This window comes from Neorhizobium populisoli, assembly GCF_019430945.1.
GTDB lineage: Bacteria > Pseudomonadota > Alphaproteobacteria > Rhizobiales > Rhizobiaceae > Neorhizobium > Neorhizobium populisoli.
In genome coordinates this window covers 35,884-62,479 of record NZ_JAHYCB010000013.1, presented here as the reverse complement: position 1 = coordinate 62,479, position 26,596 = coordinate 35,884, and the positions used below count along the sequence as shown (strand labels likewise).

The following is a 26,596-nucleotide window of genomic DNA, read 5'->3' as shown; positions in this document are numbered from 1 at the left end:
ATGCGGAGTTAAACGAACGGTATTTTCCTCCGCCACAAAACTGGTCATCCTTGTTTAATCCGTGTCCGTCAGCTTAAAAACCTTCGAATTATCCTGCTCATCACGAAGGCCCTTGTACGAGGCGTGCCGCAGGTTTCCATCGCTTGTCCAGCCGCGAAAGTGGATTTCAGCGATCAGGGTCGGCTGCGCAAACACGAGATTTCTTCCCTTTAACGGGACGGCTGGTCGCTTCGTTTTTAGCTCATCGAGCATTTGTTTCAGTTCAATTGCGTCGCGCTCCTTAAAGCCAGTGCCGACTGATCCCACTGACCTTAGGCCATCACCCTGTCGCGCCGCCAACAACAGACTGCCGATGCCGCCTCGCGCCACGCTGCTTTTCTCGTATCCTATGACGAAAAAGCTCTCACTCTGCACGCATTTGATCTTGAGCCAATCGCCGGTGCGGCCGGATCGATATTTGCTGTCGCGATGCTTGGCGATGATCCCTTCAAGGCCGTATTCGCACGCTTTCTCCAGCAGGTCGTCGCCATCGCCCTCGACTTCCTCGGAGAGCTGGATCGCGCCGGTTGCGCCGTCGAGGAAATCCGTCAACAGGTGACGTCTCACCGATAGTTCAGTATTCGTCAGGAGGTGACCATCGAAATACATGACATCGAAGGCAAAAAAGATTGCTTCGGCTGAAACCTTCTTTCCACCACGTCCGCCGAGCGACCGTTGTAAAGCGCCAAAATCTGAGCGGCCCCGGTCGTCAAGAATGACGGCCTCTCCGTCGAGAATGGCGGTTCCGACGTTAAGTTTTTTAGCCGCGTCTTTGATGGCCGGAAAACGACGGGTCCAGTCATGGCCGCCTCGTGTCAAGATACGGACGTTACCATGCTCGATGTGTACCGCTAAACGATACCCATCGAATTTGACCTCGTATGTCCAGTCGGGACCGGAGGGCGGTTTTGGCTTGAGAAGGGCCAAAGCGGGCTCGATCCTCTCCGGCATCCTGTCGAATGGAAGATTGGGCTGGGCAGGGTCTCTCGCCCTGCGGGGCCGCGATTTCGCGACGCTATCATCGTGGAGAAGGGGCTTTGAGGGGCGACGCATTACATGACCTCGGATGGAGAGTACCTTACCCTCTAATCCGGGATTCAATTGTTTCGGCTCCGATTCGTTCCTTACGTGCCTAGCCTCAAGCCGAGATTGCTTAATGTTATTGGAATGCACGATCTTTCAGGAACGTCGCCCGATTAACAGGATGTGGTCGATACCATCGCCTGCTGAAAATGAACCGGCCAGTGCGATTCGTCCGATAGACCACCCTGATCGTCGTCAGCGATGTGGGCAGAAGTAAAAAATAGGCCACGCGGCAGGGGGCCGTCGCCTATAATTTTCCAGTCAACCTCTGCTTCCAAGGCAAAGGCATCCCGTCCGCATATCGCAATCAAAGCCACACCATCAGTCAAGCACTGATCGATCAGCGCTTTAAGACGTAAGCTCTTTGGCACAGGGTTCTGCAGAATGATGGCACGCGCAAGTCTCATCTCACCAAGATAGAGCGATGCAATCAGCAACAAAGGCTAGCCTGCTTTGCGCGCCTTAAGCTCCTTGGCGACCGACTTCTTCAGCGCATCCATGATGCTGACGACATTCGACTTCGACTCCTTGTCGCCGGTAGATGCCTTGGTAGTCTTTCTCGTCGGTTTGCTTTGCTTTTTCTTGTCCGCGATCAGCTGCAGCAAACTCTCTTGGATCGGATCAGAAACCATAGTAGGCGACCAGTACTTCAGCCGCTTCTTGATAATCTTCTCTATGGCCTCGACGCCTTTGGCGTCCGACTTTTTATCGATGCCCGTGAAGTAATCGGTTTCGGGACGAACTTCGTCTCCGTAGCGCAGAGTCCATACAACGATCCCTTCTCCGCGTGGCGCCAAAATCACCGCTCTTTCACGCCGTCCCAGCACGACCCGCGAGACGCCGACCACGTCCTGCGCCTTCATTGCCTCTCTGATAACCGCAAAGGCTTCATCGCCTATCTTCTCGTTGACGGTGAGGTAATACGGTGTGTCGAAATAAACCCACTCGATGCTGTCTCGTGCTACGAATTTTTCGATGTCGATTGTCCGCACCGTCTCCAACTCGACCGCTTCCAGGTCTTCGTCGGTCAGGATGACGTAATCGTTCTCGCCGCGCTCGTAGCCTTTCGCTTCGTCCTCATCCTTGACCGGCTTGCCGGTGACACTATCGAGGTAGTGAGAGACGACGCGTTTGCCGGTCTTCTCGTTGAGAGTGTGAAATCTAACCTTCTCGCTTTCGGATTTGGCGGGCGTCATAGCGACGGGGCAGGTGACGAGCGACAGCTTCAAATAGCCGCGCCAGTAGGGACGACGGGGTGCCATGATCAGCTTGCCTTCCTTTGCAAGGTTTTGCCAGACGAAGTTTTAGAAGACTTCGAAGTTGTTTTCTTGGCGGTGGATGCTTTCTTCTTTCCGGCGCTCGTGGTCGCGGCCTTCGGCTTTTTCGCCGCCCCTTTGTCCATCCCGGCGCTTTCACGCAATGCCTTCAACAGGTCGTTAGGCTTGGATACCTTAACCGGCTTCGGCTTCGGCAAGGATTTTCCGTTGGCCTTCGCTTCGACTAAGGCAGCGAGGGCGGTCTCGTATCTGTCATCGGTCGTTCCCGGATCGAACTCCCCGATCTTGGTGCTTATAATATGCTTGGCGAGGTCAAGCATTTCTCCTTCGACCTTCACCCTGGCGACGTCCTTGAACGCTTCTTCCGACGAGCGCACCTCGTAATCGAAGTTTAATGTCGTTGCGATCAGGCCAAGTCCGTGAGGCCGGATCAGGACCGTTCGCATTCTTCTGAATAGGACGGTGCGCGCAACGGCCGTTGCGTTCGTCTTCTTCAACGCATCTCTGATGCAGCTGAACGCATCATTCGCCTCATCATCAACCGGGACCAGGTAGTACGGCTTGTCGAAGTAGACATCATCGACATCACCGCACGGAATAAATGCCTCTGCTTCGAGCATCTTATCGGAGTCGGGAACGACCGCCGCGACTTCGTCGGGGTCGATCATGATGTAGTCGCCGCTCCCGGTTTCGAATCCTTTGACCTGCTGGTCGCGTTCCACGACCTCTTCCGTCTCGCTGTCGATGAACTCCCGCTTGAGCCGGTTTCCGGTCTTCGCGTTCAGCATGTGGAAGCTGATGCGGTCCGACGTCGAAGCAGCGGAGTACAGGCCTACGGCGCAGCTAACCTCCCCAACCTTTAGATGACCTTTCCACTGAGCACGATGCGCTGCCATTTAATCACTCCGGGTCCGGGTTCATGTTAGGGAGGTTGGTTTCGACCTCCCGCTGTTTGTCGTCTGACAACGACGCAACGTTCGTGCGCCAAAATCCAGCGGCGGCTTCTGGCTCGCCGTCCCAAAGCCGAGTGCTGACAATGTTGTCGTCGAGTTTGGCTATAAGTTCCCACCCAGACGAGCATATTCCTCCGCAAGCCGGGCAGCACCCGTTGAAGGTCCGATCATCGGGCAATCCCAACCTATCTCCGGACCCGTGGGACCATCGAGTAAGTCTACGTCAATCAAGGCGACATCCGCGTTCACACCTAGCGAAAGGGCCTTGGATTTTGTCGAAGCCATTCCAACTGGCTTATATCCAAGTTCGATGACGACCTCTTCCAAATAGAGGGCTATGAGCGGCTGGTCTTCGACGATTAATATACGGCAGGTCATCGGCTCATTTCCTTCTTGCACTTGTAGACGATGAACCGCTCGATCGTTGGACGCTCCTGATGTCGATCCGGGAGGCTGGTTAGTACCGGATGTTGTGAGAATGCGGCCTCTTGAATGGCCGCTACAGGGTTCACATCTTTTCCCTCATGAGCAAACTGCAGGCGATCATCGCTATCATCACAACCGGCGCCGGCATTATTGGCGGCGCTTGGTTAGGTGCGATCTTGGCGGGATGGCTGGGCGCGATGCTCTTCTTCCCATTTGGAGGGGGTGCCGGTTACCTGATCGGAGCGAAGCCCGGCGTGACATTTGACTTTTTCGGCGAACTCCTGTCGTAGCTCATGACTGTCCCGAACTTCGTGACTCTTTTGCGGTGCCAACGGGTCTCGAAGTTCGTCCGAGACATGTAAGCAGCGCTCTAGCTTTGGAACACTTCTGAGCCCATATTGGTTTTGAACCGTCACGAGGGCGCGCCCCCCTAACCGGTCGTTGGCATCCTTGACAACTGAGCGCTCTCGAGCGCGCCGGCATTCGCGACTCGCCCCCGGAACTTATCCCTCTGCCGACTGTTCGGATAGCGCAACGTAACCAGGGAGAACCCACCAATGTATAAGATTCTTGCAGCCTCGATCCTCACCATCGGCCTCGCTACTTCCGCTTTTGCTCAGGGCGCTGGTAACTCTGGAAGCGGTAACGGCGGCAACTCTAACCAGAGCGGCGGTTCTGGTGCAGCAACGACGATGCAGCCGACCGCAAAAGACAACATGATGACTAACAGCACATCCGGGACCACTCCCCAGGACGCAATGAAGGACTGCCCATCCTCAACGGCTGGCGCAGGCGCCGCTGGCAGCGCCAAGACCGACACCAACGCGACCAACCCGGCTTGCGTAAACAAGTAACTTGGTCATAACCTCGAAAAGCCCGGGAAACCGGGCTTTTTTCGTATTGCTATTTGAAACGAATGATCGATGAATCCGTTGCGTTCGCCATTCTGGTTTTGGGTTATCATAATGGCTGTGGTAATAGCGGGCTATGCAGCCTTCTCAACGTAAGCTGGTGCACCCTCATCGAGAGAGTTCTGGCGCGGGGGCATGCTTTCGGCCTCCAGTGTACAAGCTAATAGCTATGTTCTACTCGAGTTGCGACGAAATCTGCGGACATTCTAAGGTGCCTAAAGGCACTCCCCATCGAAGACGCTTCAAAGCGCGTCCATCGCTGCGGCAAAGGGGGTAGCCTGAAGCCGTTTATAGTCATATCCGTTAAGGCCGATGTTGTAGTGCAAGTCGTACAACTCAAAGTCAGAGCCCGATGGAGCATCGTATTCAGCGAAGCCTTGGTACGACCAGTCGCCCGTGTCATCTCGCAGGGATGCGAGCTCTACCGCAGTAATGAAGCGGCCGGAATACGGCCTTGGTAATCCGAAATTGTTTCCACGTACCGCTCTGTGCTGTTCAAGCGCAGAAGACGAGCATCAACCGCGAAGCGCGGCGGGGTCCGCTTTGGTCCATTGCGATCACAGTTTACGGTGGCTACCTCGCTTCAGCTGGGTCGATCCCCCCGCCGCATAGCGAAGCAACTTATCCATGACAATGCGGCTCTCGGCGCGAAGAGGAGGAGTACTTTGCAGGAGTTTCTCGTTTTCGGTAAAGTTCTAGGTCCCGCTATGCTTTCCGCATTGGGACAGGGGTTCACACTTCACTATGGGCGCAGGACGCTAATCTGGCTCTTTATAGTCCTGTTTCACGGAATATCCTTCGCTGGAATCGCGCTCGTACACTGGTCTTATACTGGAAGCAAAGTAGCGGCGAAGGGCGGCGCTTGTGCTGCGGTAGCAGCGGGCCTGGTCTTAGGCTATGCTTGGATATCGGTAATGCCTTCGTTTCTGTCTACCTCATCCCGATTTAATTGCGCAAGTATAGCTCGCGGAGGCTTCATCATAGTGCTTTTGCTTGATGTGCAGTCATGGTGCAAAGCTCTTCCTGAGCGATGATCGGCTGCGGGGTCGCGCCTAGATCGAATGCGCCGCAACCCTCACCAGATTGTAACCAAGTCTTTTCACCTGATACCAACGTTTCGAGACTATAACCACCATAATCGTTTTGGAGGTCCGGTGCTTGTCTCGTCTTCTCAAGTTCGTTGGCGTCTGCTGCCTTTCCGCCGTCTTGTTGTTGTGTGCCGCACAAGCAAGCGTCGAACTCTACGGCGTCGTCTGGACTGACTCTCCGCTCAGCAATGGCTTCGAATAGCTTTCAACGCGCCGCGACATGAAAGATAGGCGTCCTGACAAATGGCAATAAGCGAGCGCTAATACGTTTTGCTATCCAAAAACCGTGCTGGATCGAGCTTGTTCTTCCAGAGTCGGACTCATGCAATTCCGGCTCGCCGCGCATACCGAAGCTGCATGGTGCACGGGCCGGCCTGTCCCCCAGGCCGGCCTTTTTTCGTTAGCGTAGTCCGGGAGCGAGGCCTTGAATCCAATGCGCCTTCGCCTAAATTTTGCGGCGTCAAACGAGCGCGAGAAAGGAGATAGCCATGGCGAACACCCTGTTTGACAAACCTCTCTTCGTAAGAAGACCCCGGTACATCCAGGAGCTTTGCAGCCTCGAGGATGTGTGTGATCTTCTCGATGAATGGCCCGATGAGAAGAGGGACACCACCTACGAGGTTTTGGCGAAGGCATCTCGGATGGCAGCTCAAGGAATTTTCCCTTTGCCTGCGTTCCGGGAAAACGTCCGCCGGTTTCTGATAAGGCAGGGCGCGCTTGCCAATATCGACGAGGTGCCGCTGTTTGCTAAGCGCATGACCGACCGCAATATCGGGTCGTAAGCTCCCATATTTTTGAAAGAGCCTTTGCAGAATGGGTGAGGTTATCCCATTGTGTTAGAATGGCCAGCACCGGAGCAAGTCTCCTTGCCTATCTGAGACTGAAATGCCGCGGCAGGCCCTACAGGCGGGGCCTGTCCTTCTGCCCTGAGCGTCGACGCCATACCCTCAAGCTTTTCTGACGGTTCAATCAACGAACTGCAACCTAAATTGAGTTTGCGGAACGGGTGCTCCCAACCTGGAGTGATGTGATTTGAGCCTTCGTTTAAGAGGAGCCTCCACATGATTGAGCGCGAGTCGGAAGAAGTTATTCCGCAACGTCCAGTTCCAAAATCCGTCATGGACGAATTTAAAGAGTGGTTTGACTATACCAGTTGCTGCCTCGGCCTTGCCGCTTGGGACGCCGCGATTGTCTACGTCTGCATCAATACCTGGGCAGATCGTCGGAAACGGCTCGAAGTGGCGCAGGCGCTGTTGCTCGGTCCGATAGTGATCCTGATCGACGAGCCCTCGGTTGGGCTCTCGCCGAACCTCGTACAGGAAGTTCTCCGTACGCTGATGCGGCTGCGGGATCAGGGCGTGACGATCCTGATGGTGAAGCAGAACGCAAAGGCGGCGCCCGCCGTGTCGAGTTTGCATTCTTTTCGAAGCATATCGAAGGGCGCCCAGGGAGTCTGGCAGGATTTCGCCGACCGTCGGTGGCTTCGATCGCATCAAAGCCATTCAGGCGCGTAAGCGGCTAGTTGGCGATGTGTATAACTCAGGTCTGCCAAGGCCGTTGGACCTAATTCAGTTGCACCTGAGGGGCAATCGATTCCGTGTCCAAGGGCTCGGCGCCCTGTTCGTACCGACAAAAAGCGAAGTTACGAGCTGGCGAGCGCTCGCTGAACACGGGCAAAGCCCTTTTCGATCGACGGTGAGGAGAGCGTTATGCGGGCGCCGGCCAAGTCGAGCGCCAGTTTGTATTTTTCGGCAAGTGCCGTGTGACCGAGGATGTTGATGTCACGGGATTTATCGTCGCCCAGAGCCTCGGCAATCTCCGCACCGATCATCAGGCCGGCGAGGTAGTCGGTGATATCGTCCGGTGGCAGTTGATTGAACAGAACAAGGCTGCGAGCGGAAAAAATGCGAGCGAGAATCCGGCCCGGCAGGGCATCCTGCTGATAAGCGGTCTCGACACCACGACGAAATGCGTCCGGCCGTTCCTTGTATGCCGAAGGGATGAGCCGCGAGACGAGCGAATCCTTCTTCAGTAGATTGAGGATTTCGCCGGACATGTACGTGGTGATACCGGTAATGCAGCCATTGTCCATCGTCACCCATTTCGCATGCGGGCCGGGCAGCACGAAAAGGCCGTCCGTCTGCTTAAGCCCGAAGAGTGACATTTCCTCCCCGCGCATCACGTCCGGTAGCGGTTTCGTCTGGGCGATACCGGGTACGAAGACCAGCGGCGGCAAGCCGTCGACCTCATGGGTGACGGCTTGGGCTCCAAGGTCCTCGGGGCCCGCGGGCACGACCGCGAAAGGGCTTTCGATCCAGCCGTTACGGCTGGTGATCATGCCGGAAAACAGGATCCTCTCGACCTTGTCCATCCAGTCGCCGAGTTCTTCGCGCAGTGCGGCTTCGAAAGCGCCATTGGCGACTTTGGTGGTGCCGCGGTCGCTGTTCCTCTCGCCAAGTACCTTCTCCCCGTCCAGCAGAAGGGCGCGGAAGGCCATTGAAGTCCATTCGATTGCGATAATCATGTGTTGATGGTCCTGGAAGGCAATGTCGCTTTAATAGGCGGGCTTTACTGGAAACCAGTCCTTGCGCTCGGTATCGAGATAGGCACCTGCAATGCCGGACACGCGGTATTTCTCAAGTTTTTCAACATCGATATCAACTCCAAGTCCCGGTCCCTCCGGAACCTGGAAACGGCCACCCACCAGCACCGGTGCATTGGGTGAGATGTCGCCGCCAAGGTAGGCGCGCTCGGTGTCGATGGCGATCGACATGTTGGGAAGCGATGCTGCAAGGTGGATATAGGCGGATTGCGATAGCGCGAGTTCGGCACCGGAATGCAGCGTGACGGAAATGCCGACCGCCTCGCAGATCGCTGCTGCCTTGATCGTTTGCCAGAGGCCGCCAGCCTCATGCGGGTCGAGCAAAACCACGTCGGCCGCTTGGGCGCGGACGATGTTGCCAACATCGGATAGCGTATAGGCGCTCTCGTCCAGCGCGATCGGCACGGGTGAATGGGCGACAAGCGCGGCGTGGCCGGAAAGATCGTCGAGTTCGAGCGGTTGCTCCACATAAGCCGGATCGAAGGCTTTCAGCTTTTCGAGCTGGCGCTTGGCGGTCGCGGGGTTCCAGGCGCCGTTGACGTCGAGCCGCAGCGGATGGTCGCCGATCACCTTTCGAGACGTTTCGGCCACGGCGATGTCGCTTCTCTCATCGAAGCCGATCTTCACCTTGAAAGTCGTATAGCCGATATCGAGGAAGCGCTTCAGCCGTTCCGACAAACTCTTCGGATCATTGGTGAAAAGATACGCCGCGGCTTCGACATCCTTTCGCCAGCGCCCACCCCACATCGCGGAAAGCGGCAGGCAGGCCTGTTTGCCAAGCGCATCCCACATGGCCATTTCCATGGCGCAGATTGCCATCACGGCGGCACGCTTATGATGATAAAAGCCGGCGCCTAGTACATGCCGGTGAAAGCGCTCAGCATCCGCGACCGGATAACCGATCGCGAGCGGTGCGACGATATCCACGAACACCGCCGGTACATTGGCAATTAGAGAAATCGTCTCGCCCCAACCAATGATTCCAGCATCCGTCTCGATCCTGCATATGAGACGCGTGGTGCCGATCCGGCGCCCGGAGCCCCATAGGATGTCCTCGGTAAACGGCATACGGATCAGCCAATGATCCACTTTTGTAATGCGCAAGATGTCCTCCCATCGACCTCGGCGTAAGGCCTCTCCAGTTTCACTGTTGACATGGAACTTAGTTCCAAGATAACTCACTTGGCAAGAGCGAGGCGACATGCTGTGGGAGCGGCAATGAAAATCGTCGCCTGGGAGAGGTTATGGCCAAGGTTCAATTGGAAGCAATCGACAAGGATGCTGTGAACGATACGGGCGGAGTGCCGGGCGTTCAGGCGCTGACGCGCGGCATCCAGATCGTCGACGCGGTCGCGGCAGAAGCCCGCGGTCTGCGCTTCACTGCGCTGCTCGACCAGACGCAGTTGCCAAAGGGCACGCTGCATCGCCTCTTACAGGCGCTGGTGGACGAGCGGCTGCTGCATTTCGACACCCGGGATCAAGTCTACCGGCTCGCGCCCAGGGTGTTCCAGTGGGCCCACAAGGTTTGGGACAATTTCGACCTGCGCGGCGCGGCGGAGCCCGAACTCGCCCGCCTTCGCGATCTGACGGGGGAGGCGATCCGGCTCGGTGTGCTCGATGGTGACAGCGTTCTCTACATCGATCAGCGGGAAGTGCCGCAGCCGCTTCGGCTCAATAACGGTGTCGGCTCGCGGGCCGCACCACATGCCAGCGGACTTGGCAAGGCGATCCTGGCGCATCTGTCTCTCGAGAAGCGCCGGGCGCTGCTCGATGGCTTGGAATTGGATCGCCTCACACCCAATACGATTGTTAATCCTGACGAATTGAGCCGACAGCTCGATCTCACCAAGGCGCGCGGTTACGCGGTCTCGGTGGACGAGCAGCATATTGGCATTTCCTCGGTCGCCGCCCCCGTCCTGAACCACCGCGGCGAGCCGATCGGTGCGATCGGCGTCATTGCCCCCTCGTTCCGCCTGCCTGTCGACCGCCTGCATGCTCTCGGTCGCGATGTGATCGAGGCGGCCCGCCGTACCTCCGGCAATTATGGAGAATTCGCCATGTCGCTTGCGGTCAAGCCGCGCCCCCTCGGCCCCGATCGCGCCGATGTGCGCTGTGTCATTCCGGCAAGTATGTTTCTGGGTGAAGGGCCGCACTGGTCGCCCGAACACAAGAAGCTCTATTTCGTCGATATCCTGGCGCCGGCCGTACTGACCGGCGATCCGGTGAAGGGCACCTACACCGCCATGCAGGTGCCGGAGCTGATCAGCTTCATCGTGCCGCGCGCACGCGGCGGTTTTGTCGCTGCCATGCATGGCGAGATCCGCGGCATCGATCTGTCGAACGGCGAGATCACCACGATTGCCCGACCGGAGGCCGATCGTCCCGGCAACCGTTTCAACGATGGCAAATGTGACCGCCGTGGGCGGCTTTGGGCCGGCACCCTGGCGATCGACAGTTCTCCCGATCAGGGCCGGCTTTGGCGGATCGATACGGATGGCCGGTCCAAGGAGATGGATCGAGGCTTCCATGTTTCGAACGGCCTTGGCTGGAGCCCGGACGATCGCACCATGTATTTCACCGATACCAACCGCCAGAGCGTCTATGCCTATGATTTCGATATCGAAACCGGCGAGATCGGCAACCGGCGCACCTTCATCACCGTGCCGGAAGCCGAAGGCAAGCCGGATGGCATGACCGTCGATGCAGAAGGCTTCCTCTGGGTCGCTCATTGGGATGGCTGGTGTGTCACCCGCTATGACCCGGAAGGCAAGGTGGAGCGCGTCGTGCATCTGCCCGTGCCGCGGCCGACAAGCTGTGTCTTCGGCGGAGCTAATATGCAGACGCTGTTCGTCACCTCGGCGCGCATCCGGCTTTCGGCGGCGCAGCTTTCCGAAGCGCCGCTCTCCGGCAGCGTGTTTTCGATCGACACCGGCATCAAGGGCCAGGCCGCGCAGATGTTCGCGGGCTGAAAATCAAGAGACAGATATGGCCAAGCTTGAACTGATAGATATCCGCAAATCCTTCGGCTCCGCCGAAGTGCTGAAGGGCATCGACCTGACCGTGGAAGATGGTGAGTTCGTCGCTTTCGTCGGCCCATCCGGCTGTGGAAAGTCGACATTGCTGCGCCTGATCTGCGGCCTCGATGAAATCACTGCCGGCCGGATGGCAATAGATGGCGAGCTTGTCAATGACGTACCGCCCGCCAAGCGCGGCATTGCGATGGTCTTCCAATCCTATGCGCTTTACCCCCATATGACGGTGGCGGAAAACATGGGCTATGCCCTTCGCCTTGCCGGCACGCCGAAGGAGGAAATTACCTCACGCGTGACCAAGGCGGCCAAGAAGCTGCGGATCGACGCGTATCTGGAGCGCAAGCCGCGGCAGCTTTCGGGCGGCCAGCGCCAACGTGTCGCGATCGGCCGTGCGATTGTCCGCGAACCGCGCATTTTCCTTTTCGACGAGCCGCTTTCCAACCTCGATGCGGCACTGCGCGTCGAAATGCGCATCGAAATCGCCCGCATGAAGGAAACGCTTGGCACGACGATGATCTACGTCACCCACGATCAGATCGAGGCGATGACGCTGGCCGACAAAATCGTCGTGCTGAGTGCCGGTCGGGTCGAGCAGATCGGGTCGCCGCTCGATCTCTACAACAAGCCGATCAACCGCTTCGTGGCGGGCTTTATCGGCTCACCGAAGATGAATTTCCTGAAACTCGGTGCCAAGAAAAGTGACGGCCTGTTCGCCGTGCCCGGTGGCGAAGTGCGCCTGCCGCGCAATCTCACTTCCAGCCCCACCGAGATCGGCATCCGCCCCGAGCATGTGGAGCTCGTCAATCGGGGCGCCCCTGACTCGCTCGCCGGCACAGTGACGATCACCGAACATCTCGGTAGCGACACCTATGCCTATGTCGCCTTGGATGGCGTCGAGGAGATGGTCGTGGTTCGACTCTCCGGTGATCGGGCGGTCAAGCGCAACGAGCCGATCGGCGTTCATGTGGACCCTGCGATGATTCATGTCTTTTCCGCCGATGGCCTGTCGTTGGCATCCGCGCGTCCCGTCGCCCTGGAGGCCGCATGACCATCCATCAGGAACTGGTTGAAAAGGTGCATGTCGAGGTCGCGCGATATCCGAGCCTCAAGGACAAGGCCGTGCTGATCACTGGTGGCGGATCGGGTATCGGTGCATCCCTGGTCGAGCATTTCTGCGCGCAGGGCTGCAAGGTTGGTTTCCTTGAACTGAACGCGAATGTTGCCGATGAAACCGCGGAACTCATCAGCAGAAAGACGGGGAACAGGCCATTCTACCGCGCTGCGGACCTGCGCGATATCGAGGCGTTGAAGGCTGGTGTCGAAGCTTTGAGGACAGAGATTGGGCCGATCCAGGTTCTCGTCAACAATGCGGGCAATGACGACCGCAAGCCTCTCGAAGAGGTGACGCCGGAATACTGGGACGAGCGGTTCCAAACCAATCTCCGTCACCAATTCTTCGCGGTTCAGGCTGTCGTCCCTGAAATGGCGGAGCTCGGCGGCGGATCGATCATCAACATGGGGTCGATCTCATGGATGCGCGGCGCGGCCGGCCTGATCTTCTATACGACGGCTAAATCCGCGGTAATGGGCATGACGAAGTCGCTCGCCCGCGAGCTCGGCGAACGCAGTATTCGTGTGAATTCGATCGCGCCCGGCTGGGTCTTGACCGAACGCCAGGTGGAGCGCGCCAAGCGTATCTATCAGGGCAAATTTTCCGAATATCTCGAGGTCCAGTGCCTCAAAGAGCATTTGCTGCCACCTGACATCGCCCGCATGGCGCTGTTTCTGGCGGCGGATGATGCCCGCCTTATTACCGCGCAGACGTTCATCGTTGACGGAGGCGTCGTCTAAAGGGAGAGGAAAAGAGAAATGGCGCTCGCCGCCTGCCTTTTTTTGAATTGAAACAAAGTTCCACTATCATCGTATCGGGAGGATCGGATGAACGTAATGAAGAACATGATCGGCGCGGCGGCCACCGCCCTCGTGCTTGGTGCGGGCGCCGCGAAAGCGGCTGATCTCAGCTATATGAGTTTCACCTATGCCGAGGAGCCGAACAAGGCCGCCGTGCAGGCTACGCTCGACGACTTCAATAAGGCTGAGAAACTGACGGTCGAGCCTCTTGGCTTCGCCTGGGGCGACATGCAGAAGAACATTTTCCTGCGCGCCCGGTCTAAGACATTGCCGGATATCGCTCAGCTTTCCGAGCGCTGGCTGCCGACTTTTGCGGCCTTGGACAATCTCGTCGATCTGAACACGGTCTATGGCAAGGATAAGCTTGAGGCCGCTTTCGCGCCGGATGCGCTGGCCATGGGCAATATCGGCGGCAAGCAGCTTGCGCTTCCGTTGATCTCCGGCTCGATCGGCATGGTCGCCAACAAGGAAGTGCTGGCCAAAGCCGGCATCGCCGACGCACCGAAGACGATCGAGGACTTCAAGAAGGTGATGGTCGCGGTGCGAGACAAGGTGCCGAATTCGGTTCCCTACACGATGGCGACCAAGAACAATGGCTCCATCTTGATCGACTTCATGGTGTGGAACTGGGTCCATGGCGGCCGCATCATCGACGATAGCGGCAAAGTCGTCATCGACAGCAAGGAAAGCCGCGATGCGCTGGGCTTCATGGTGAGCCTGATGAAGGATCGCCTGGCCGCGCCGGAGATTGACCGCCCGGATTCGCGCCGTCTTCTGGCGCAGGGCGCTTCCGCCTTCTATCTCGACGCGCCCCAGACCCGCACCTTCCTGCGTGACTTCTCCGGCAAGGGCGAAGCCTTCGACGCCAATGTTCTGCCCATGCCGACGCCTGTTCTGAAGTCCGGTGACAAGTCGGTTTCCGTTCAGTGGGGCCACCTTCTGGTTCAGTTCGCCAATGGCGGCAAGGCTAAGGCGACCGATCCGGCAGACAAGTTCCTGACCTACATCACGTCCGATCCGGTACAGACCACCTACACGCTGAAGATGAGCGCGCTTCCTGTGACCAAGTCAGCCCGATCTGCTGTCGCAAACGATGCCTATCTAAAGAACTGGTCGGCCGCGACCGGTGACGCCCGCCGCAATGAAGTCGGCATATGGTCGAATGCTGCCGATCTGACGAATATCATCGGTGAAGAAGTGCAGGGTGCGCTGCTCGGCCAGAAGTCGGCCGATGATGCGATCAAGTCCATGCAGACGCGTCTGACGACCAGCATGGAGAAGGCGAAGAAGTCGGAGTAGTCGCCGCCTTCAGGTTTCGCCCCTCACTCTACCCCTCTCCCCGCGCCCGGGGAGAGGGGACGTGCCCTACGCTACGACAGTGATGAAGACAAACCGCGCGGCAGCTCCCTTCTCCCCGCATGCGGGGGAGAAGGTGGCGGTAGCCGGATGAGGGGCACTCCTCGCCGCGCGTAACCAGCCGTCGAATGAAAGACCACACAGGAAATACCGAATGGCCGTGATCGAAAATAACCCGCTCGCCTATCCGGTTTCGCCAAAGGCGAACCGCGGCGGCCTCAAGGCGGGCCAGAACCGGATCGGGTTGCTGATGCTGCTCCCCGCGGCACTCGCCTTCGCCGCTGTCATCCTCTACCCGTTCCTGTCGGCACTCGGCCTGTCGTTGTTTGAATATACGGTCGTGATGATGGAGCCGCGTTATATCGGCCTCCAGAATTTCGCGAAGATTGCCACCGACGCCGATGTTTGGGCGGCGTTCTGGACGACCGCTATCTACGTCGCGCTCACTACGGCCGGTACGCTGGTCGCCGGTCTCGGCTGGGCGCTGATCATGAACCAGCCGTTTGCCGGGCGCGGCGTGCTGCGGTCGCTGTCGCTGCTCCCCTGGGTGCTTCCATCGACGGTGAGCGCCTTCATCTGGGGCTGGATCTTCAATTCCCGGTATGGCGTGCTGAATGCGTTTCTGATGGAACTTGGCGTCATCGATTTTCCGCAAGCCTGGCTTTCGACGCCGCAGGGCGCGATGCTGGCGGTGGTGCTGACCAAGGTCTGGCTCTCCATTCCGCTTTTCATGTCCTTTTTCCTCGCCGGGTTGCAAAGCCTCGACAAGGAGCAGATTGATGCGGCGCGCGTCGATGGCGCCGGCAACTGGGCAGTGCTGCGCGATCATATCCTGCCGCATCTCAGACCCGTGCTGATCATCGTCGTCGTGCTAGGCGTGATCGGCAACCTGCAGCAGTTCGACACGGTTTACGCGCTGACTGGCGGCGGTCCGGTGCGTGCGACGACGGTTCTCTCCGTGGAGGTCTATCGCCGTGCCTTCGAGCAATGGGACATCGGCTTTGCGTCTGCCGTCGGTGTGCTCTGGGTCTGCTCGCTGCTGCCACCCGCCTTTTTCTATCTGCGCATGCTGGTGAAGGGAAACTGAGATGTTTGACCTTTCCTCGATGAAGGCGAAAATCGTCTTCGGCCTCGCCACTCTTGTGATCGGCTTTTTCCTGTTCTTCCCGCTCTATTGGCTGGTAATCTCGTCACTGAAGGCGAATGGCGAGCTTTATAGGGTCGTGCCGACGCCGATTCCGACAATGCCGAGCCTCGAGCATTTCATCCGAGCGCTGACTACCGGCAAGCTGCCGATGTATTTGATGAACAGCCTGATCACCTCGACCTGCAGCGCGGCGCTTGTCACACTACTGGCGCTCTATGCCGGGTTCAGCTTTGCGAAATACCGCTATATCGGCCGCCAGCCGGTGATGCTGTTCATGCTCTCGGCGCAGATGTTTCCGTTCGGCCTGCTGTTGATTTCGATCTATCCGCTGATGAGTGAACTGAACCTACTCGATACGCGGCCGGGCCTGATCCTAAGCTATGTCGTCTTCGCGCTGCCTGTCTCGACCTACATGCTCTACAGCTATTTTTCCCAGGTGCCGGACGAGTTGATCGATGCGGCGCGGGCGGATGGGGCGAGCGACCTGCGCATCTTCCACACGATCGTCATTCCGATCTCCATCCCGCCGATCGTTACCGTCTTCCTCTATTCCTTCATGTGGTCCTGGAACGATCTTCTCTATTCGATGACGCTGATCACCTCAGAGGATAAGCGCACAATCGGGCCGGGCCTGCTTCTCACCTATCTCAACGAGGTCAATTCCGATTGGGGCGGCGCCATGGCGGCATCGCTGGTGGCATCCACCCCCATCGTGATCGCCTTCATGTTCCTTCAACGTTACTTCATTCAGGGCGTCACCGCCGGAGCAGTCAAATGACCAAAACCCTAGCCGGAGCCTTTCCCGTTCTTCCCACGCCATTCCGTGATGACGGTTCGATCGATGAGGCGGATTTCCTGTCAGTCATCGACTTCGCACTGGAGAGCCAGGTGGACGGCGTCGTTTATCCGGGGGTTGCGAGCGAGGTGGATACGCTGACGCCGGAAGAGCGCAAACGGCAGGTGGAACTGCTCGCCGAGCGCATCCGCGGCCGCATCCCGATCATCATTGGCGCAAGCGATCCGGACCCGGAGGCTGCGGCGAAGCACGTGGCGCAGGCGGCCGAAATAGGAGCAGGGGCTGCCATGGTGATGGCGCCGCTTTCGCTTGGTAACGACATCGCCGCCCAGACCGCCTACTTCAGGCAAGTGGCGGCCAATGCCGGCGTGCCCATCATGTTGCAGAACCAGCCGAAGCCGATCGGTGCCGGCCTCACGCCGGAAGAGGTGGCGGCGGTCGCCAATGCCGTGCCGGAAATCCGCTACATCAAGGAAGAGACCGCCCCCTGCGGCCAGCACCTCACCCGCATCAAGGCGGCTGCCAACGGCTCGCTCGAAGCGATCTTCGGCGGTGCCGGCGGGCGTTACATCACAGACGAACTGGCTCGCGGAGCGGCGGGCACGATGCCGGCGGCCGAGCTTGCCGATATCCATGCACAAATGATCCATGCCTGGCAGAAGGGCGATGCGGCCACCACGCGCAAACTCTACAACGTCTCGCTGCCGCTCCTGAATTTCCAGGCGATCTTCCGCATGCACATGACCAAGGAAGTGCTGCGCCGTCGAGGTGTCATCAAGCACACGTTCGTGCGCGGCAAGGGGCCGAAATTCGATGAGGGCGACCGCAAGGAACTGGCGTTGCTGCTCGACGAGGCCGACCTTCCCTACACCAATCACAAGCCGAACTGAGCGGGAAACATGCCGAAAAACGTTGTCGATGCGATCGTCTCGGTCGAGACCTTCATCATCTCAATTCCGCGCGAAGTGCCTTATCTTGGACCGCTCAAGGAAGGTGAGGCGATCAACGAGCGCGGTTATCTAATCCGCAAGGGCAACCGCACCATCTATCCATCGACCGATATGACGCTGTTGATCAAGGTGACGGGCGAGAGCGGCAAGGTCGGCTGGGGCGAATGCTACGGCATCGTTGCGCCCGAGGCGACCAAGGCAATCATCGACGACGTGATCGGCCCGGTCATTATCGGCCGCGATCCCGGTGATGCGGCGGTCATCCATGAGGATCTCTACGACTTGATGCGGGTGCGCGGTTTCTTCGGCGGTTATTATCTCGATGCGCTGGCGGGCGTCGATATCGCCCTTTGGGATCTGGCCGGCAAGAACCTCGGCGTGCCGATCTCGACGCTGCTCGGCGGACGGCGGCATGATACGATCCGCGCCTATGTCTCGGGTCTGCCTAAGGCGACGCTGAAGGAACGCTGCGATCTGGCGGCCGATTGGGTCGGCAAAGGCTATAAGGGCATCAAGTTTGCGGCCGTCGTGTCCGAAGAGGATATCGTCAAGGAAATGGCGGCGCTGCGTGAAGCTGTCGGGCCGGATATCGACCTGATGGTCGACCTGCACTGGAAATTCGAGGCGAGCGAGGCGATCCGCATCATCCGCCGGCTGGAGCCCTACAATCTCTATTTCGCGGAAGCGCCGGTGCAGCCCGAAAATCTTGAAGGCCAGGCACGGGTGGCGGCCGGCATCGGCGTGCCGCTGGCGCTCGGCGAGGAACTGCGCACCATCTACGAATACCGGCCACGTTTCGAGGCGCGGGCAATGAGCATCGTGCAGCCCGAAATGGGTCATACTGGCGTCACCGAGTTCATCCGCATCGGGCAGATGGCGCAAGCCTTCCACATGAACATCATGCCGCATGCCTCGATCAGCGTCGGCATCTTTATGGCGGCGAGCCTGCAGACTGCTTCGGCGCTACAGAACCTACCCTATCATGAATACCAGCATTCGATCTTCGACCGGAACCTCACCTACACAAAGGGCGACATGGCAACGGGCAATGGGACGTATTTGGTGCCGACGGGCGCAGGTCTTGGTGTTGAACCGAAGGAAGAGGTCTTCGAGTTCGCCATCCGGCGGTAGAAGCATTGATCCGCATACAGGATCGGGTGCCAAGCCAGCCTATCCTGTCACGTCAAAGATCTGAAAGTGATCTGGCCCTGAGAGCTTCTGCGATCGGAATCATCCAGCGTCTCACGCCTTTCTAGACCGCCGTGCGCGGAACGATCAGCTCTGCGTTAATCCACTATCCGGCTTGTTTTCGAGTAAAAGGCGTTATTGTCCTTGTCGAAGCCGATCCGCTGGAGCTCGCCCTCCTCATTGGAGATCCGCGGATGCTGTTCGGTGCCGTCGAAGCATCCAAGGTTTGATGTGCTGGGGTGCGCGAAGGCTCGTGACGCTTCTCGAAGGATGGCGTCAGCCCCCAGTCCCGAGCAAAATAGACCGTGGAGGAAAACCTGGCGTCGAGCCTGTAGGGACCGCTTCGACCATAACCGTCGTGGATATCAAGCGGCGTACCGTGCGCCATGCCCGCGATGGAAATGTGCTCAACCGCGACCCGGCCCTCCGTGTCCCTCCATGATGTCACCGTATGGCCGTCGATCACTACGACGGTCGAGGCGGCGGCATGGATTCCGTGTACCCCGTGCCACTGCGCCGCGACGGCCTCGCCATTAGCGGGAACAACCGTATTGTCGCGGGAACCGTGCAGGACGGTGATCGTCGGCCAAGGGCCTTTGTTCCTGATGGTCGAGCGAAGGATGCCTTGAAGATGCGCCGCGGGCGGGATGCCATGATCGCGCATGCGGTCGAACGCTTCAGGCACACTGTCTGCGATCCCGTAAGGCAACCCCGCGATGATGGCGCCACCTGCGAAGATCTCGGGGTAGGTCGCCAGCATGACATTGGCCATTACGCCCCCCGCCGACAGACCCGTAACGAAAATGCGCGTTGGGCTGATGCCGCAGCGTTTGACCACCGTGTCAATCATCTGCCGGATCGATTGTGCCTCACCGACGTCGCGGCGGATATCGGCCGGCGCGAACCAACTGAATCATGTATTGACATTGTTCTGACCTGGTCTGCTGAGGGTAGAGGACGACAAAGCCATACTCGTCGGCAAGACGCGACCAACCTGAACCATGTTCATAGGCTGCGGCTGTCTGGGTGCAGCCATGGAGCGCGACCAGCAGACCGGGCCGCTCTGCGAGGGGTTTCGGCGCGTGGACATACGCCTCGAGCGCGCCGTGATATGACCCGAAGGCACCGAGATCGACCAGCGAGGACCTGGAGGAACTGCGCCTTGTCGCAGGGCACGCAGCTTGACCAGCCGTGCCAGCGTGTCGGACAACGATCTCTTGGAAACGCCTCGGTCAGAATCGGCCGGGATGGCGATGACTGCTTATAAAGTCCCTATAGCGCATATGTTGCTGCGCTGCACAAAAGTCTGGACTTGCTAGCGTGCCCTGCAAAGCAGGATAGGCGCCCCGAAGTCTGGTTTAAATCGGCCATCCCAGCGTGAACCGTCCGTCATCATTTGACGTAGTCATGTTGAAGTTCATCCCGCCCGCCATCGCGTATTCAGGGAATACATGTCCACTCTCCTTACACGTCTACTCTTCACCGCCATCCTGATCGTCATATCGATCCTCGATCAGCCTTCGACATCGCTTGCAGCCGAAACGTCGGTGCGTCCGGTTCGGCTCGACGTTGGCGGCTTCAAGCTTAATAGCGTTCTGCTCAAGAAAGGCAGACTGGGTGATCTTCCGCCCGTCGTGTTTCTTCACGGCGCAAGCACCGGTCTTTACGATCCGATGTTTTCCTTTCGCGATAAGCTGGAAGGACGAGCAACATTGCTCTTCGTGGACCGCCCGGGCCACGGCGAGTCCGATGTCGGGCCATTCGCGAACATACGTCCCGACGGGCAAGCCGATGCGGTCGCCCGGTTGATGAAAATGCGCGGCATCGAAAAGGCGATTATCGTCAGCCATTCGTTTGGCGGGGCAATAGCCGCGTCGCTTGCGGTTCGCCATCCGGAAAAAGTGTCCGGTCTCGTCTTCCTGTCTCCGGCCGTCTACCCCTGGAAGGGCGGCATTGCCTGGTACTATCAGGAAGCCAGCAAACCCGTGACGGGTGTGTTGTTCAGCATTCTGATCGCTCCCCCGGTGGGTGTGTTTGCCATCGACATGGCGGCGAAGAGCGTCTTTGCTCCCAATCGTCCTCCCGCGGATTACATCGAACAAACCCGGGCATGGCAGGCGCTACGGCCGAATGCGTTCCGGCATAATGCGCAGGAGATTGCCGCGCTGAGCGACTGGGCAAGGAGCGCTTCACCGGGTTATCGAAAAATTCGCGCGCCAACGATTGTCATCACGGGAGATGCCGACGGGATCGTATCTGCGGACATTCACGCACGTCACCTTGCTCGCGACATTCGGGGCTCCAGGCTGATCGTTGTCCACAATCTCGGCCACAAATCCGACTATGTCGCGCGTGATCTGGCGGTCGCAGCCATCGAGCAGGTTGCCGGGAAAAAAGCGGATCTGACCGCCGCGAAAAGGGCCGTCGAGCGGAGAATTTTCCCCGATGGCAAAGATTGAAGCGTGGCGTTTTCGGTGCCGCATGGGCCTGGCTATCCTATATGGCGTCGCAGGCGTTCTCCACATCGCTCTCCCCGGCCCGTTCGTGAGCATCACGCCGCACTGGGTCCCGGACGTGGAAGAGGTGATCCTGCTGACCGGGATCTGTGAAATTGCCGGGGCAATCGGGTTGCTACTACCGAGAACCCGTCGGTTCGCGGGCGCGGCATTGGCCTTTTACGCAGTCTGCGTATTTCCGGCAAACATCGGGCATGCGATCGACAATATTGCTATGCACGGCACGTCAATTTGGCCTTGGCTGTACCATCTGCCGCGTTTAGCACTTCAGCCCGCTCTCGTGTGGGCTGCACTCTTTGCAGGTGGGCTCGCCGCTCCGGCCATTCCGCACGTGAACCAAAAAAAACACGAATAGTGCTGTGCCGTAATCGATAGCGGCGCTATTGGTTTGCACCGAGAGCCGACCCTTTCCCGCAATCCCCGATCCGCTTTCAGTGCAAACCAACAACGATGGCTTAATCGTTTAGAGTTCATCATCGACCGGTTACCGGTTCGCATCCCATCAAGAGCTGCGATTGCGATAAATCGCCCCTTCAGCGGCTTTTCAGACGCATGTAGGCTCCTTCTTATGCAAACCATTCAATGATACGAACGCTCGAAGAGATCGTTTACGAGCTCAGTGCTGCGCTGAGATCTTTCAATCCAATCATGAGCATCATCGGGTCGGGCGGAGAAGGCAAAAATCCGACAGCCTCACAGAAGGCACGTGCGTCATCGGAAATCGCATGAAGGCGCCGAGGTGACAGCGGATTTTAATGGGCGACGTGATCAGCCGGCCGCGCACGAGCGCGAGTCATTCTAATGCTTAATCCATGCCTGATACCAACAACTGTATTTTCATCATAAGATCAAGCTCCTAGAGGTGCGAGATGCGTTCAACCTCCACCACGGTCAGCTGTGCATAAGCTCTGTTAGCCTGACGGAATTGTTCTACAGGGCCGAATAGTCGGCACCCGGAACGTAATAAGGCGATGAATTGGCTACCGCAAGGGCATCGAGGCTGCAGCCCGTGAGGCAGGTATCCTTCGACACGGAGCCCGCTCATCGCTCCCGAGTTTCCGGAGCCGACCTAGCTTCCAAGGGCAGAGAGAGCCGCAGACGGTCGTCCATTCTCGGTCATTGTGACAGAAGAATGGAACCGACATGCCTGGCATAGGTTTCACCTCCCTGATTTGTTCCATTTGCCGCAAGCGAAGGGGTCGATCGCCAATGCCTACCCTTGAAATAACCCGGAGAGATCTCATGGTCGCAACAGCCACCGTTCCTGTCACCTCAACAAGTGCGGGTTCGCAAACTCGCCTGCAATCGGAGGCGTCGGTCGTCGACATCCACTGTACCCGCGTGGCTTTCGCGGTGAACGGCACGAGGCAGGAACTGGAAATTGACAACCGCACGACATTGCTCGACGCGTTGCGAGAGCATCTGCATCTGACCGGCACCAAGAAAGGCTGCGATCATGGACAGTGTGGTGCTTGCACCGTGATTGTCGATGGACGCCGGATCAATTCCTGTCTCACCTTGGCGGTCATGCATGACGGTGACGAGGTCACCACGATCGAAGGGCTGGGACAACCCGGCAACCTGCACCAGATGCAGGCCGCGTTTGTCAAACACGACGGCTTCCAATGCGGCTACTGTACGCCCGGACAGATCTGTTCCGCCGTGGTGGTGCTTGAGGAAATCAAGGCGAACATTCCAAGCCACGTCACCGAAGACCTCACTGAACAAGCAGAGATTACAACTGCCGAAATCCGGGAGCGCATGAGTGGCAATATCTGTCGGTGCGGGGCCTACTCTAACATAGTCGACGCTATCACCGAAGTTGCGGGGGTGCGGACATGAGGGCTTTTTCCTATGAGCGCGCCGCCTCGGTCGAGGCTGCGGCACAGGCTGCAGCGCATAATCCCGAGTCAAGGTTCATCGCCGGCGGCACCAACCTTCTCGATCTCATGAAGCTTGAAATCGAAAAACCGTCGCATCTGATCGACGTCAACGGCCTCGGCCTGGACACGATCGAAAGCACGGCTGAAGGCGGGCTGCGCATCGGTGCGGTGGTACGGAATACGGACCTTGCCGCGCACGAAACCGTCCGCCGCGACTACGGCGTACTCGCCCGGGCGCTGGTCGCGGGCGCATCCGGCCAGCTACGCAACAGGGCGACGACGGCTGGTAATCTTTTGCAGCGTACGCGCTGCCCATATTTCTATGATCCAAACCAGCCCTGTAACAAACGGCTGCCGGGCAGCGGCTGCTCCGCCATCGGTGGGATTACCCGCCAGTTGGGCGTCGTCGGAACGAGCGAAGCCTGTATCGCGACGCATCCAAGCGATATGGCTGTGGCAATGCGAGCACTGGATGCGATCGTGGATACCGTGAAGCCCGGCGGCGAAAGGCGCTCTATCCCAATTGCCGATTTTCACCGGCTTCCCGGCAATACGCCGCATATCGAAACCGAGCTGCAACAGGGCGAAATCATTACTTCCGTTGTGCTGCCTCCACCGATCGGCGGCAAGCATATTTACCGCAAGGTCCGGGATCGTGCCTCTTATGCATTCGCGCTGGTTTCGGTCGCAGCGGTCATCCAGCCGGATGGAACCGGGAAGGTCGCCGTTGGCGGGGTCGCGCACAAACCCTGGCGGATAGAAGCCGCCGAGAGTGAGTTGCCGAACGGCGCTCGTGCCACCGTCTCGATATTGATGGCGGATGCCCGCCCCACCGATCAGAACAGTTTCAAGGTCGATCTGCTCGAGCGCACGCTCGGCGCGGTATTGGCGGGAGCGAGGGGATAAATTATGCAGTTCGATAAACCCGCAACGACCAATCCGATCGATCAGCTCAAAGTCGTCGGCAAGCCGATCCACCGGATCGACGGCGAGCTGAAAACAACCGGACGCGCCACGTATGCCTATGAATGGCACGACCCAGATATGCAATATGCCTACGGATATCCGGTGGGTGCCGCTATAGCCAAAGGTCAGGTCATATCAATCGACAGTTCCGTGGCGAAACAGGCCCATGGTGTTCTCGATGTCCTCACCACGCTCGATCTCGGCGATCTTAAAAAGGGCAAGATGAACACCGCCAGGTTATTCGGCGGCAAACAAGTTCAGCATTACCATCAGGCGATCGCCGTCGTTGTCGCCGAGACGTTCGAGCAGGCGCGCGCCGCTGCCACACTAATCAAGGTCGAATACGCTCCGGAACAAGGCGCATTCGATTTGAGGAGTGAGCTGGACAATGCAACAATGCCGGATCCCTCGACCGAGCCGGAAAGTTCTACCGGTGACTTCCACGCCGCTTTCGTCGTGGCCCCCGTGACGCTGGACGCAGAATATTCGACACCGGATCAATCCCACTCCATGATGGAGCCGCACGCCTCGATCGCAGCCTGGAAAGGGGAGGAGGTCACCGTCTGGACATCCAGCCAGATGATTGACTGGTGGCGCAGCGACTTGGCGATCACCCTTGGAATCGACAAGGAGAAGGTGCATCTGATGTCGCCCTTTATCGGGGGCGGGTTCGGTGGCAAGCTTTTCCTGCGCGTAGACGCGGTTCTGGCGGCCTTGGCGGCAAAGACGGTCGGACGGCCGGTCAAGGTCGCGCTGCCGCGCCCGATGATGCCGAACAACACGACGCATCGGCCAGCGACCATCCAGCGCATCCGGATCGGTGCAGAACAGGACGGCAAGATCACGGCGGTCGCGCACGAAAGCTGGTCCGGAGACCTTCCGGGCGGTGGGCCGGAAACAGCAGTCATGCAGACGCGTTTGCTATATTCGGGTGACAACCGGATGACCGCCATGAAACTGGCGACGCTCGATCTGCCGGAAGGCAATGCCATGCGCGCGCCGGGTGAGGCACCGGGGCTTATGGCGCTCGAAATCGCAATGGACGAGATGGCCGAGAAGCTCGGACTGGACCCGATCGAGTTCCGGATCATCAACGACACCCAGGTCGATCCGGAACATCCGGAACGGCCATTCTCATACCGCGACCTGATCGGTTGCCTCAGGCTCGGAGCCGAAAGGTTCGGTTGGGACAAGCGCGCCCGGCCCGCGACTAGGCGGGAGGGCAGCTGGATGATCGGCATGGGCGTCGCCACCGCCTTCCGCAACAACCTGGTCATGACGTCCGGCGCACGCGTGACACTTGACCAGGAAGGCATCATCACCGTCGAGACTGACATGACGGATATTGGAACCGGCAGCTATACGATCATCGCCCAGACCGCGGCAGAGATGATGGGCGTCGATATCGAAAAGGTCGCCGTCCAACTCGGCGACTCCCGATTCCCCGTATCGGCGGGGTCTGGGGGGCAGTTCGGCGCAAATTCCGCGACATCAGGCGTCTACGCCGCTTGCGTCAAGCTTCGCGATGCCGTTGCCAGCAAGCTCGGCTTTAATTCCGCAGACGCTATCTTCGAGAATGGTCAGGTGCGCGTCGGCAATCGCTCCTTTCCCCTATCAGAAGCCGCTGGAGCAGAAGGCTTGGTCGGCGAAGATAAGATAGAATGGGGCAAGCTGGCCGAAACTCACCAGCAATCGACCTTTGGCGGTCACTTCGTTGAAGTCGCCGTCGATGTCTACACAGGAGAAACGCGTATTCGCCGCATGTTGGCGGTCTGCGCGGCCGGGCGAGTGCTCAACCCGATCACAGCCCGCAGCCAGGTCATCGGCGCGATGACGATGGGCGCCGGCGCCGCGCTCTCGGAAGAGCTGGCGGTTGATATGCGACGCGGCTTTTTCGTCAACCACGACCTCGCCGGATACGAAGTGCCGGTCCACGCGGACATCCCGCATCAGGACGTCATATTCCTAGATGAAACAGACCCTTACTCGTCGCCGATGAAAGCAAAAGGCGTTGGGGAACTGGGCCTTTGCGGTGTATCGGCGGCGATTGCCAATGCCGTCTACAACGCGACGGGCATCAGGGTCAGGGACTATCCGATTACGCTCGATAAACTGATCGGCCGACTGCCCGAGGTCGTCTGATATCAGCGGTGGCCTATGGGCCACCGCCTCGAACATGAAGGCGGTTTAGCACACAAAATCTACGCAAATACGCGACGTCGCGTATTCGCAATGCGGCGACATATTCATCGTTCGACGCAATTACGCCATGAAAGTATAAACGCTTCCCGTTTGAAAATTAGCAGGAAAAGGTAATCGCGTTCGCATATGACGCGCTTTACGGTCGCCCGTGGCGTTTGGGTGATGGCGACTGTTGACTAGCCTTGCACACCGTCCGTCAATGACCTGCGATCGTGGCACCGGCTGAAGCAAGCTGTCGATAATACAGAAATGAAATGGCGCGAGCCAATT

At 58.5% G+C, this 26,596-nt stretch carries 26 protein-coding genes and 1 pseudogene; 17 read left to right on the top strand and 10 right to left on the bottom strand.

All coding sequences use genetic code 11. The annotated features are described in order from the left end of the window. Nucleotides 1–54: 54 nt before the first annotated feature. The 5 genes from ligD to KX729_RS27285 form a co-directional block, all read right to left on the bottom strand. Nucleotides 55–1,092 carry a non-homologous end-joining DNA ligase gene (ligD, locus tag KX729_RS27305; protein WP_219745653.1) on the bottom strand — a complete coding sequence of 346 codons (1,038 nt, stop codon included), beginning with the start codon at nt 1,090–1,092 and terminating at the stop codon, nt 55–57. Between the two features lie 143 nt (nt 1,093–1,235). Further along, on the bottom strand, nt 1,236–1,562 hold the full coding sequence (locus KX729_RS27300; protein WP_219745652.1) for a hypothetical protein: 327 nt from the start codon (nt 1,560–1,562) through the stop codon (nt 1,236–1,238). 3 nt (nt 1,563–1,565) lie between these two features. Continuing rightward, on the bottom strand, nt 1,566–2,384 hold the full coding sequence (gene ku, locus KX729_RS27295) for a non-homologous end joining protein Ku (protein ID WP_219745651.1): 819 nt from the start codon (nt 2,382–2,384) through the stop codon (nt 1,566–1,568). Between the two features lie 2 nt (nt 2,385–2,386). Beyond that, nucleotides 2,387–3,295: a non-homologous end joining protein Ku gene (gene ku / locus KX729_RS27290; RefSeq protein ID WP_219745650.1), complete on the bottom strand. Its 909-nt coding sequence runs from the start codon at nt 3,293–3,295 to the stop codon at nt 2,387–2,389. 159 nt (nt 3,296–3,454) lie between these two features. Beyond that, nucleotides 3,455–3,730 carry a hypothetical protein gene (locus KX729_RS27285; RefSeq protein ID WP_219745649.1) on the bottom strand — a complete coding sequence of 92 codons (276 nt, stop codon included), beginning with the start codon at nt 3,728–3,730 and terminating at the stop codon, nt 3,455–3,457. A 110-nt stretch (nt 3,731–3,840) separates the two neighbouring features. On the opposite strand from KX729_RS27285, the gene KX729_RS27280 reads away from it, so the two are divergent. Further along, nucleotides 3,841–4,068 carry a hypothetical protein gene (locus KX729_RS27280; protein WP_219745648.1) on the top strand — a complete coding sequence of 76 codons (228 nt, stop codon included), beginning with the start codon at nt 3,841–3,843 and terminating at the stop codon, nt 4,066–4,068. A gap of 267 nt (nt 4,069–4,335) precedes the next feature. After that, nucleotides 4,336–4,632, top strand: a complete 297-nt coding sequence (locus KX729_RS27275) for a hypothetical protein (protein WP_219745647.1) — start codon at nt 4,336–4,338, stop codon at nt 4,630–4,632. Between the two features lie 1,035 nt (nt 4,633–5,667). On the opposite strand, the gene KX729_RS27270 is transcribed toward KX729_RS27275, so the two are convergent. Then, nucleotides 5,668–5,916: a hypothetical protein gene (locus KX729_RS27270; protein WP_219745646.1), complete on the bottom strand. Its 249-nt coding sequence runs from the start codon at nt 5,914–5,916 to the stop codon at nt 5,668–5,670. Between the two features lie 349 nt (nt 5,917–6,265). Here KX729_RS27270 and KX729_RS27265 point away from each other — a divergent pair, with 349 nt between their 5' ends. Both KX729_RS27265 and KX729_RS27260 read left to right on the top strand, forming a co-directional pair. After that, the gene (locus KX729_RS27265) at nt 6,266–6,559 is read left to right on the top strand and encodes a hypothetical protein (RefSeq protein ID WP_219745645.1); all 294 of its coding nucleotides are present in this window, start codon (nt 6,266–6,268) and stop codon (nt 6,557–6,559) included. Between the two features lie 438 nt (nt 6,560–6,997). Further along, nucleotides 6,998–7,186, top strand: a pseudogene (locus KX729_RS27260) (ABC transporter ATP-binding protein); the annotation flags it as partial. 233 nt (nt 7,187–7,419) lie between these two features. Here the strand turns inward: KX729_RS27260 and KX729_RS27255 are convergent. Together KX729_RS27255 and KX729_RS27250 are read right to left on the bottom strand one after the other, a co-directional pair. Then, the gene (locus tag KX729_RS27255; RefSeq protein ID WP_219745644.1) at nt 7,420–8,301 is read right to left on the bottom strand and encodes a 2-dehydro-3-deoxygalactonokinase; all 882 of its coding nucleotides are present in this window, start codon (nt 8,299–8,301) and stop codon (nt 7,420–7,422) included. 30 nt (nt 8,302–8,331) lie between these two features. Continuing rightward, nucleotides 8,332–9,483 (bottom strand): mandelate racemase/muconate lactonizing enzyme family protein, encoded by a 1,152-nt coding sequence (locus KX729_RS27250; protein ID WP_219745643.1) that lies wholly within the window; start codon nt 9,481–9,483, stop codon nt 8,332–8,334. 140 nt (nt 9,484–9,623) lie between these two features. Here KX729_RS27250 and KX729_RS27245 point away from each other — a divergent pair, with 140 nt between their 5' ends. From KX729_RS27245 to KX729_RS27210, 8 genes are all read left to right on the top strand, one after another. Further along, nucleotides 9,624–11,348 carry an SMP-30/gluconolactonase/LRE family protein gene (locus KX729_RS27245; protein ID WP_219745642.1) on the top strand — a complete coding sequence of 575 codons (1,725 nt, stop codon included), beginning with the start codon at nt 9,624–9,626 and terminating at the stop codon, nt 11,346–11,348. Nucleotides 11,349–11,364: 16 nt separating this feature from the next. Beyond that, on the top strand, nt 11,365–12,459 hold the full coding sequence (locus KX729_RS27240) for an ABC transporter ATP-binding protein (protein ID WP_219745641.1): 1,095 nt from the start codon (nt 11,365–11,367) through the stop codon (nt 12,457–12,459). Further along, on the top strand, nt 12,456–13,262 hold the full coding sequence (locus KX729_RS27235) for an SDR family NAD(P)-dependent oxidoreductase (protein ID WP_219745640.1): 807 nt from the start codon (nt 12,456–12,458) through the stop codon (nt 13,260–13,262). Before KX729_RS27240 ends, KX729_RS27235 begins: the two co-directional genes overlap by 4 nt. An 87-nt stretch (nt 13,263–13,349) precedes the next feature. Then, the gene (locus KX729_RS27230) at nt 13,350–14,621 is read left to right on the top strand and encodes an ABC transporter substrate-binding protein (protein ID WP_219745639.1); all 1,272 of its coding nucleotides are present in this window, start codon (nt 13,350–13,352) and stop codon (nt 14,619–14,621) included. A gap of 211 nt (nt 14,622–14,832) precedes the next feature. Then, on the top strand, nt 14,833–15,765 hold the full coding sequence (locus tag KX729_RS27225) for a carbohydrate ABC transporter permease (protein ID WP_219745638.1): 933 nt from the start codon (nt 14,833–14,835) through the stop codon (nt 15,763–15,765). Nucleotide 15,766: 1 nt separating this feature from the next. Then, nucleotides 15,767–16,603 carry a carbohydrate ABC transporter permease gene (locus tag KX729_RS27220; protein WP_219745637.1) on the top strand — a complete coding sequence of 279 codons (837 nt, stop codon included), beginning with the start codon at nt 15,767–15,769 and terminating at the stop codon, nt 16,601–16,603. After that, nucleotides 16,600–17,511, top strand: a complete 912-nt coding sequence (locus KX729_RS27215; protein WP_219745636.1) for a dihydrodipicolinate synthase family protein — start codon at nt 16,600–16,602, stop codon at nt 17,509–17,511. The genes KX729_RS27220 and KX729_RS27215 overlap by 4 nt, the downstream gene beginning before the upstream one ends. Nucleotides 17,512–17,520: 9 nt before the next feature. Beyond that, entirely contained in the window at nt 17,521–18,702 is a 1,182-nt protein-coding gene (locus KX729_RS27210) for a mandelate racemase/muconate lactonizing enzyme family protein (RefSeq protein ID WP_219745635.1), read from the top strand. Nucleotides 18,703–18,865: 163 nt separating this feature from the next. On the opposite strand, the gene KX729_RS27205 is transcribed toward KX729_RS27210, so the two are convergent. Both KX729_RS27205 and KX729_RS34625 read right to left on the bottom strand, forming a co-directional pair. After that, nucleotides 18,866–19,618: an extracellular catalytic domain type 1 short-chain-length polyhydroxyalkanoate depolymerase gene (locus KX729_RS27205; RefSeq protein WP_376776085.1), complete on the bottom strand. Its 753-nt coding sequence runs from the start codon at nt 19,616–19,618 to the stop codon at nt 18,866–18,868. Nucleotides 19,619–19,628: 10 nt separating this feature from the next. After that, nucleotides 19,629–19,808, bottom strand: coding sequence for a PHB depolymerase family esterase (locus tag KX729_RS34625; RefSeq protein ID WP_376776084.1), 180 nt, complete (start codon nt 19,806–19,808; stop codon nt 19,629–19,631). Nucleotides 19,809–20,306: 498 nt separating this feature from the next. Between KX729_RS34625 and KX729_RS27195 the strand changes: the two genes are divergently transcribed. The 5 genes from KX729_RS27195 (at nt 20,307) to paoC (ending at nt 26,266) form a co-directional block, all read left to right on the top strand. After that, entirely contained in the window at nt 20,307–21,218 is a 912-nt protein-coding gene (locus tag KX729_RS27195; protein ID WP_376776080.1) for an alpha/beta fold hydrolase, read from the top strand. Next, on the top strand, nt 21,205–21,630 hold the full coding sequence (locus KX729_RS27190) for a DoxX family protein (protein ID WP_219745633.1): 426 nt from the start codon (nt 21,205–21,207) through the stop codon (nt 21,628–21,630). Before KX729_RS27195 ends, KX729_RS27190 begins: the two co-directional genes overlap by 14 nt. A gap of 854 nt (nt 21,631–22,484) precedes the next feature. Continuing rightward, nucleotides 22,485–23,117 (top strand): aldehyde dehydrogenase iron-sulfur subunit PaoA, encoded by a 633-nt coding sequence (paoA, locus tag KX729_RS27185; protein ID WP_219745632.1) that lies wholly within the window; start codon nt 22,485–22,487, stop codon nt 23,115–23,117. Next, nucleotides 23,114–24,064, top strand: coding sequence for an FAD binding domain-containing protein (locus tag KX729_RS27180; RefSeq protein WP_219745631.1), 951 nt, complete (start codon nt 23,114–23,116; stop codon nt 24,062–24,064). Before paoA ends, KX729_RS27180 begins: the two co-directional genes overlap by 4 nt. Nucleotides 24,065–24,067: 3 nt before the next feature. Further along, entirely contained in the window at nt 24,068–26,266 is a 2,199-nt protein-coding gene (paoC, locus tag KX729_RS27175; RefSeq protein WP_219745630.1) for an aldehyde oxidoreductase molybdenum-binding subunit PaoC, read from the top strand. The last annotated feature ends 330 nt before the right edge of the window (nt 26,267–26,596 follow it).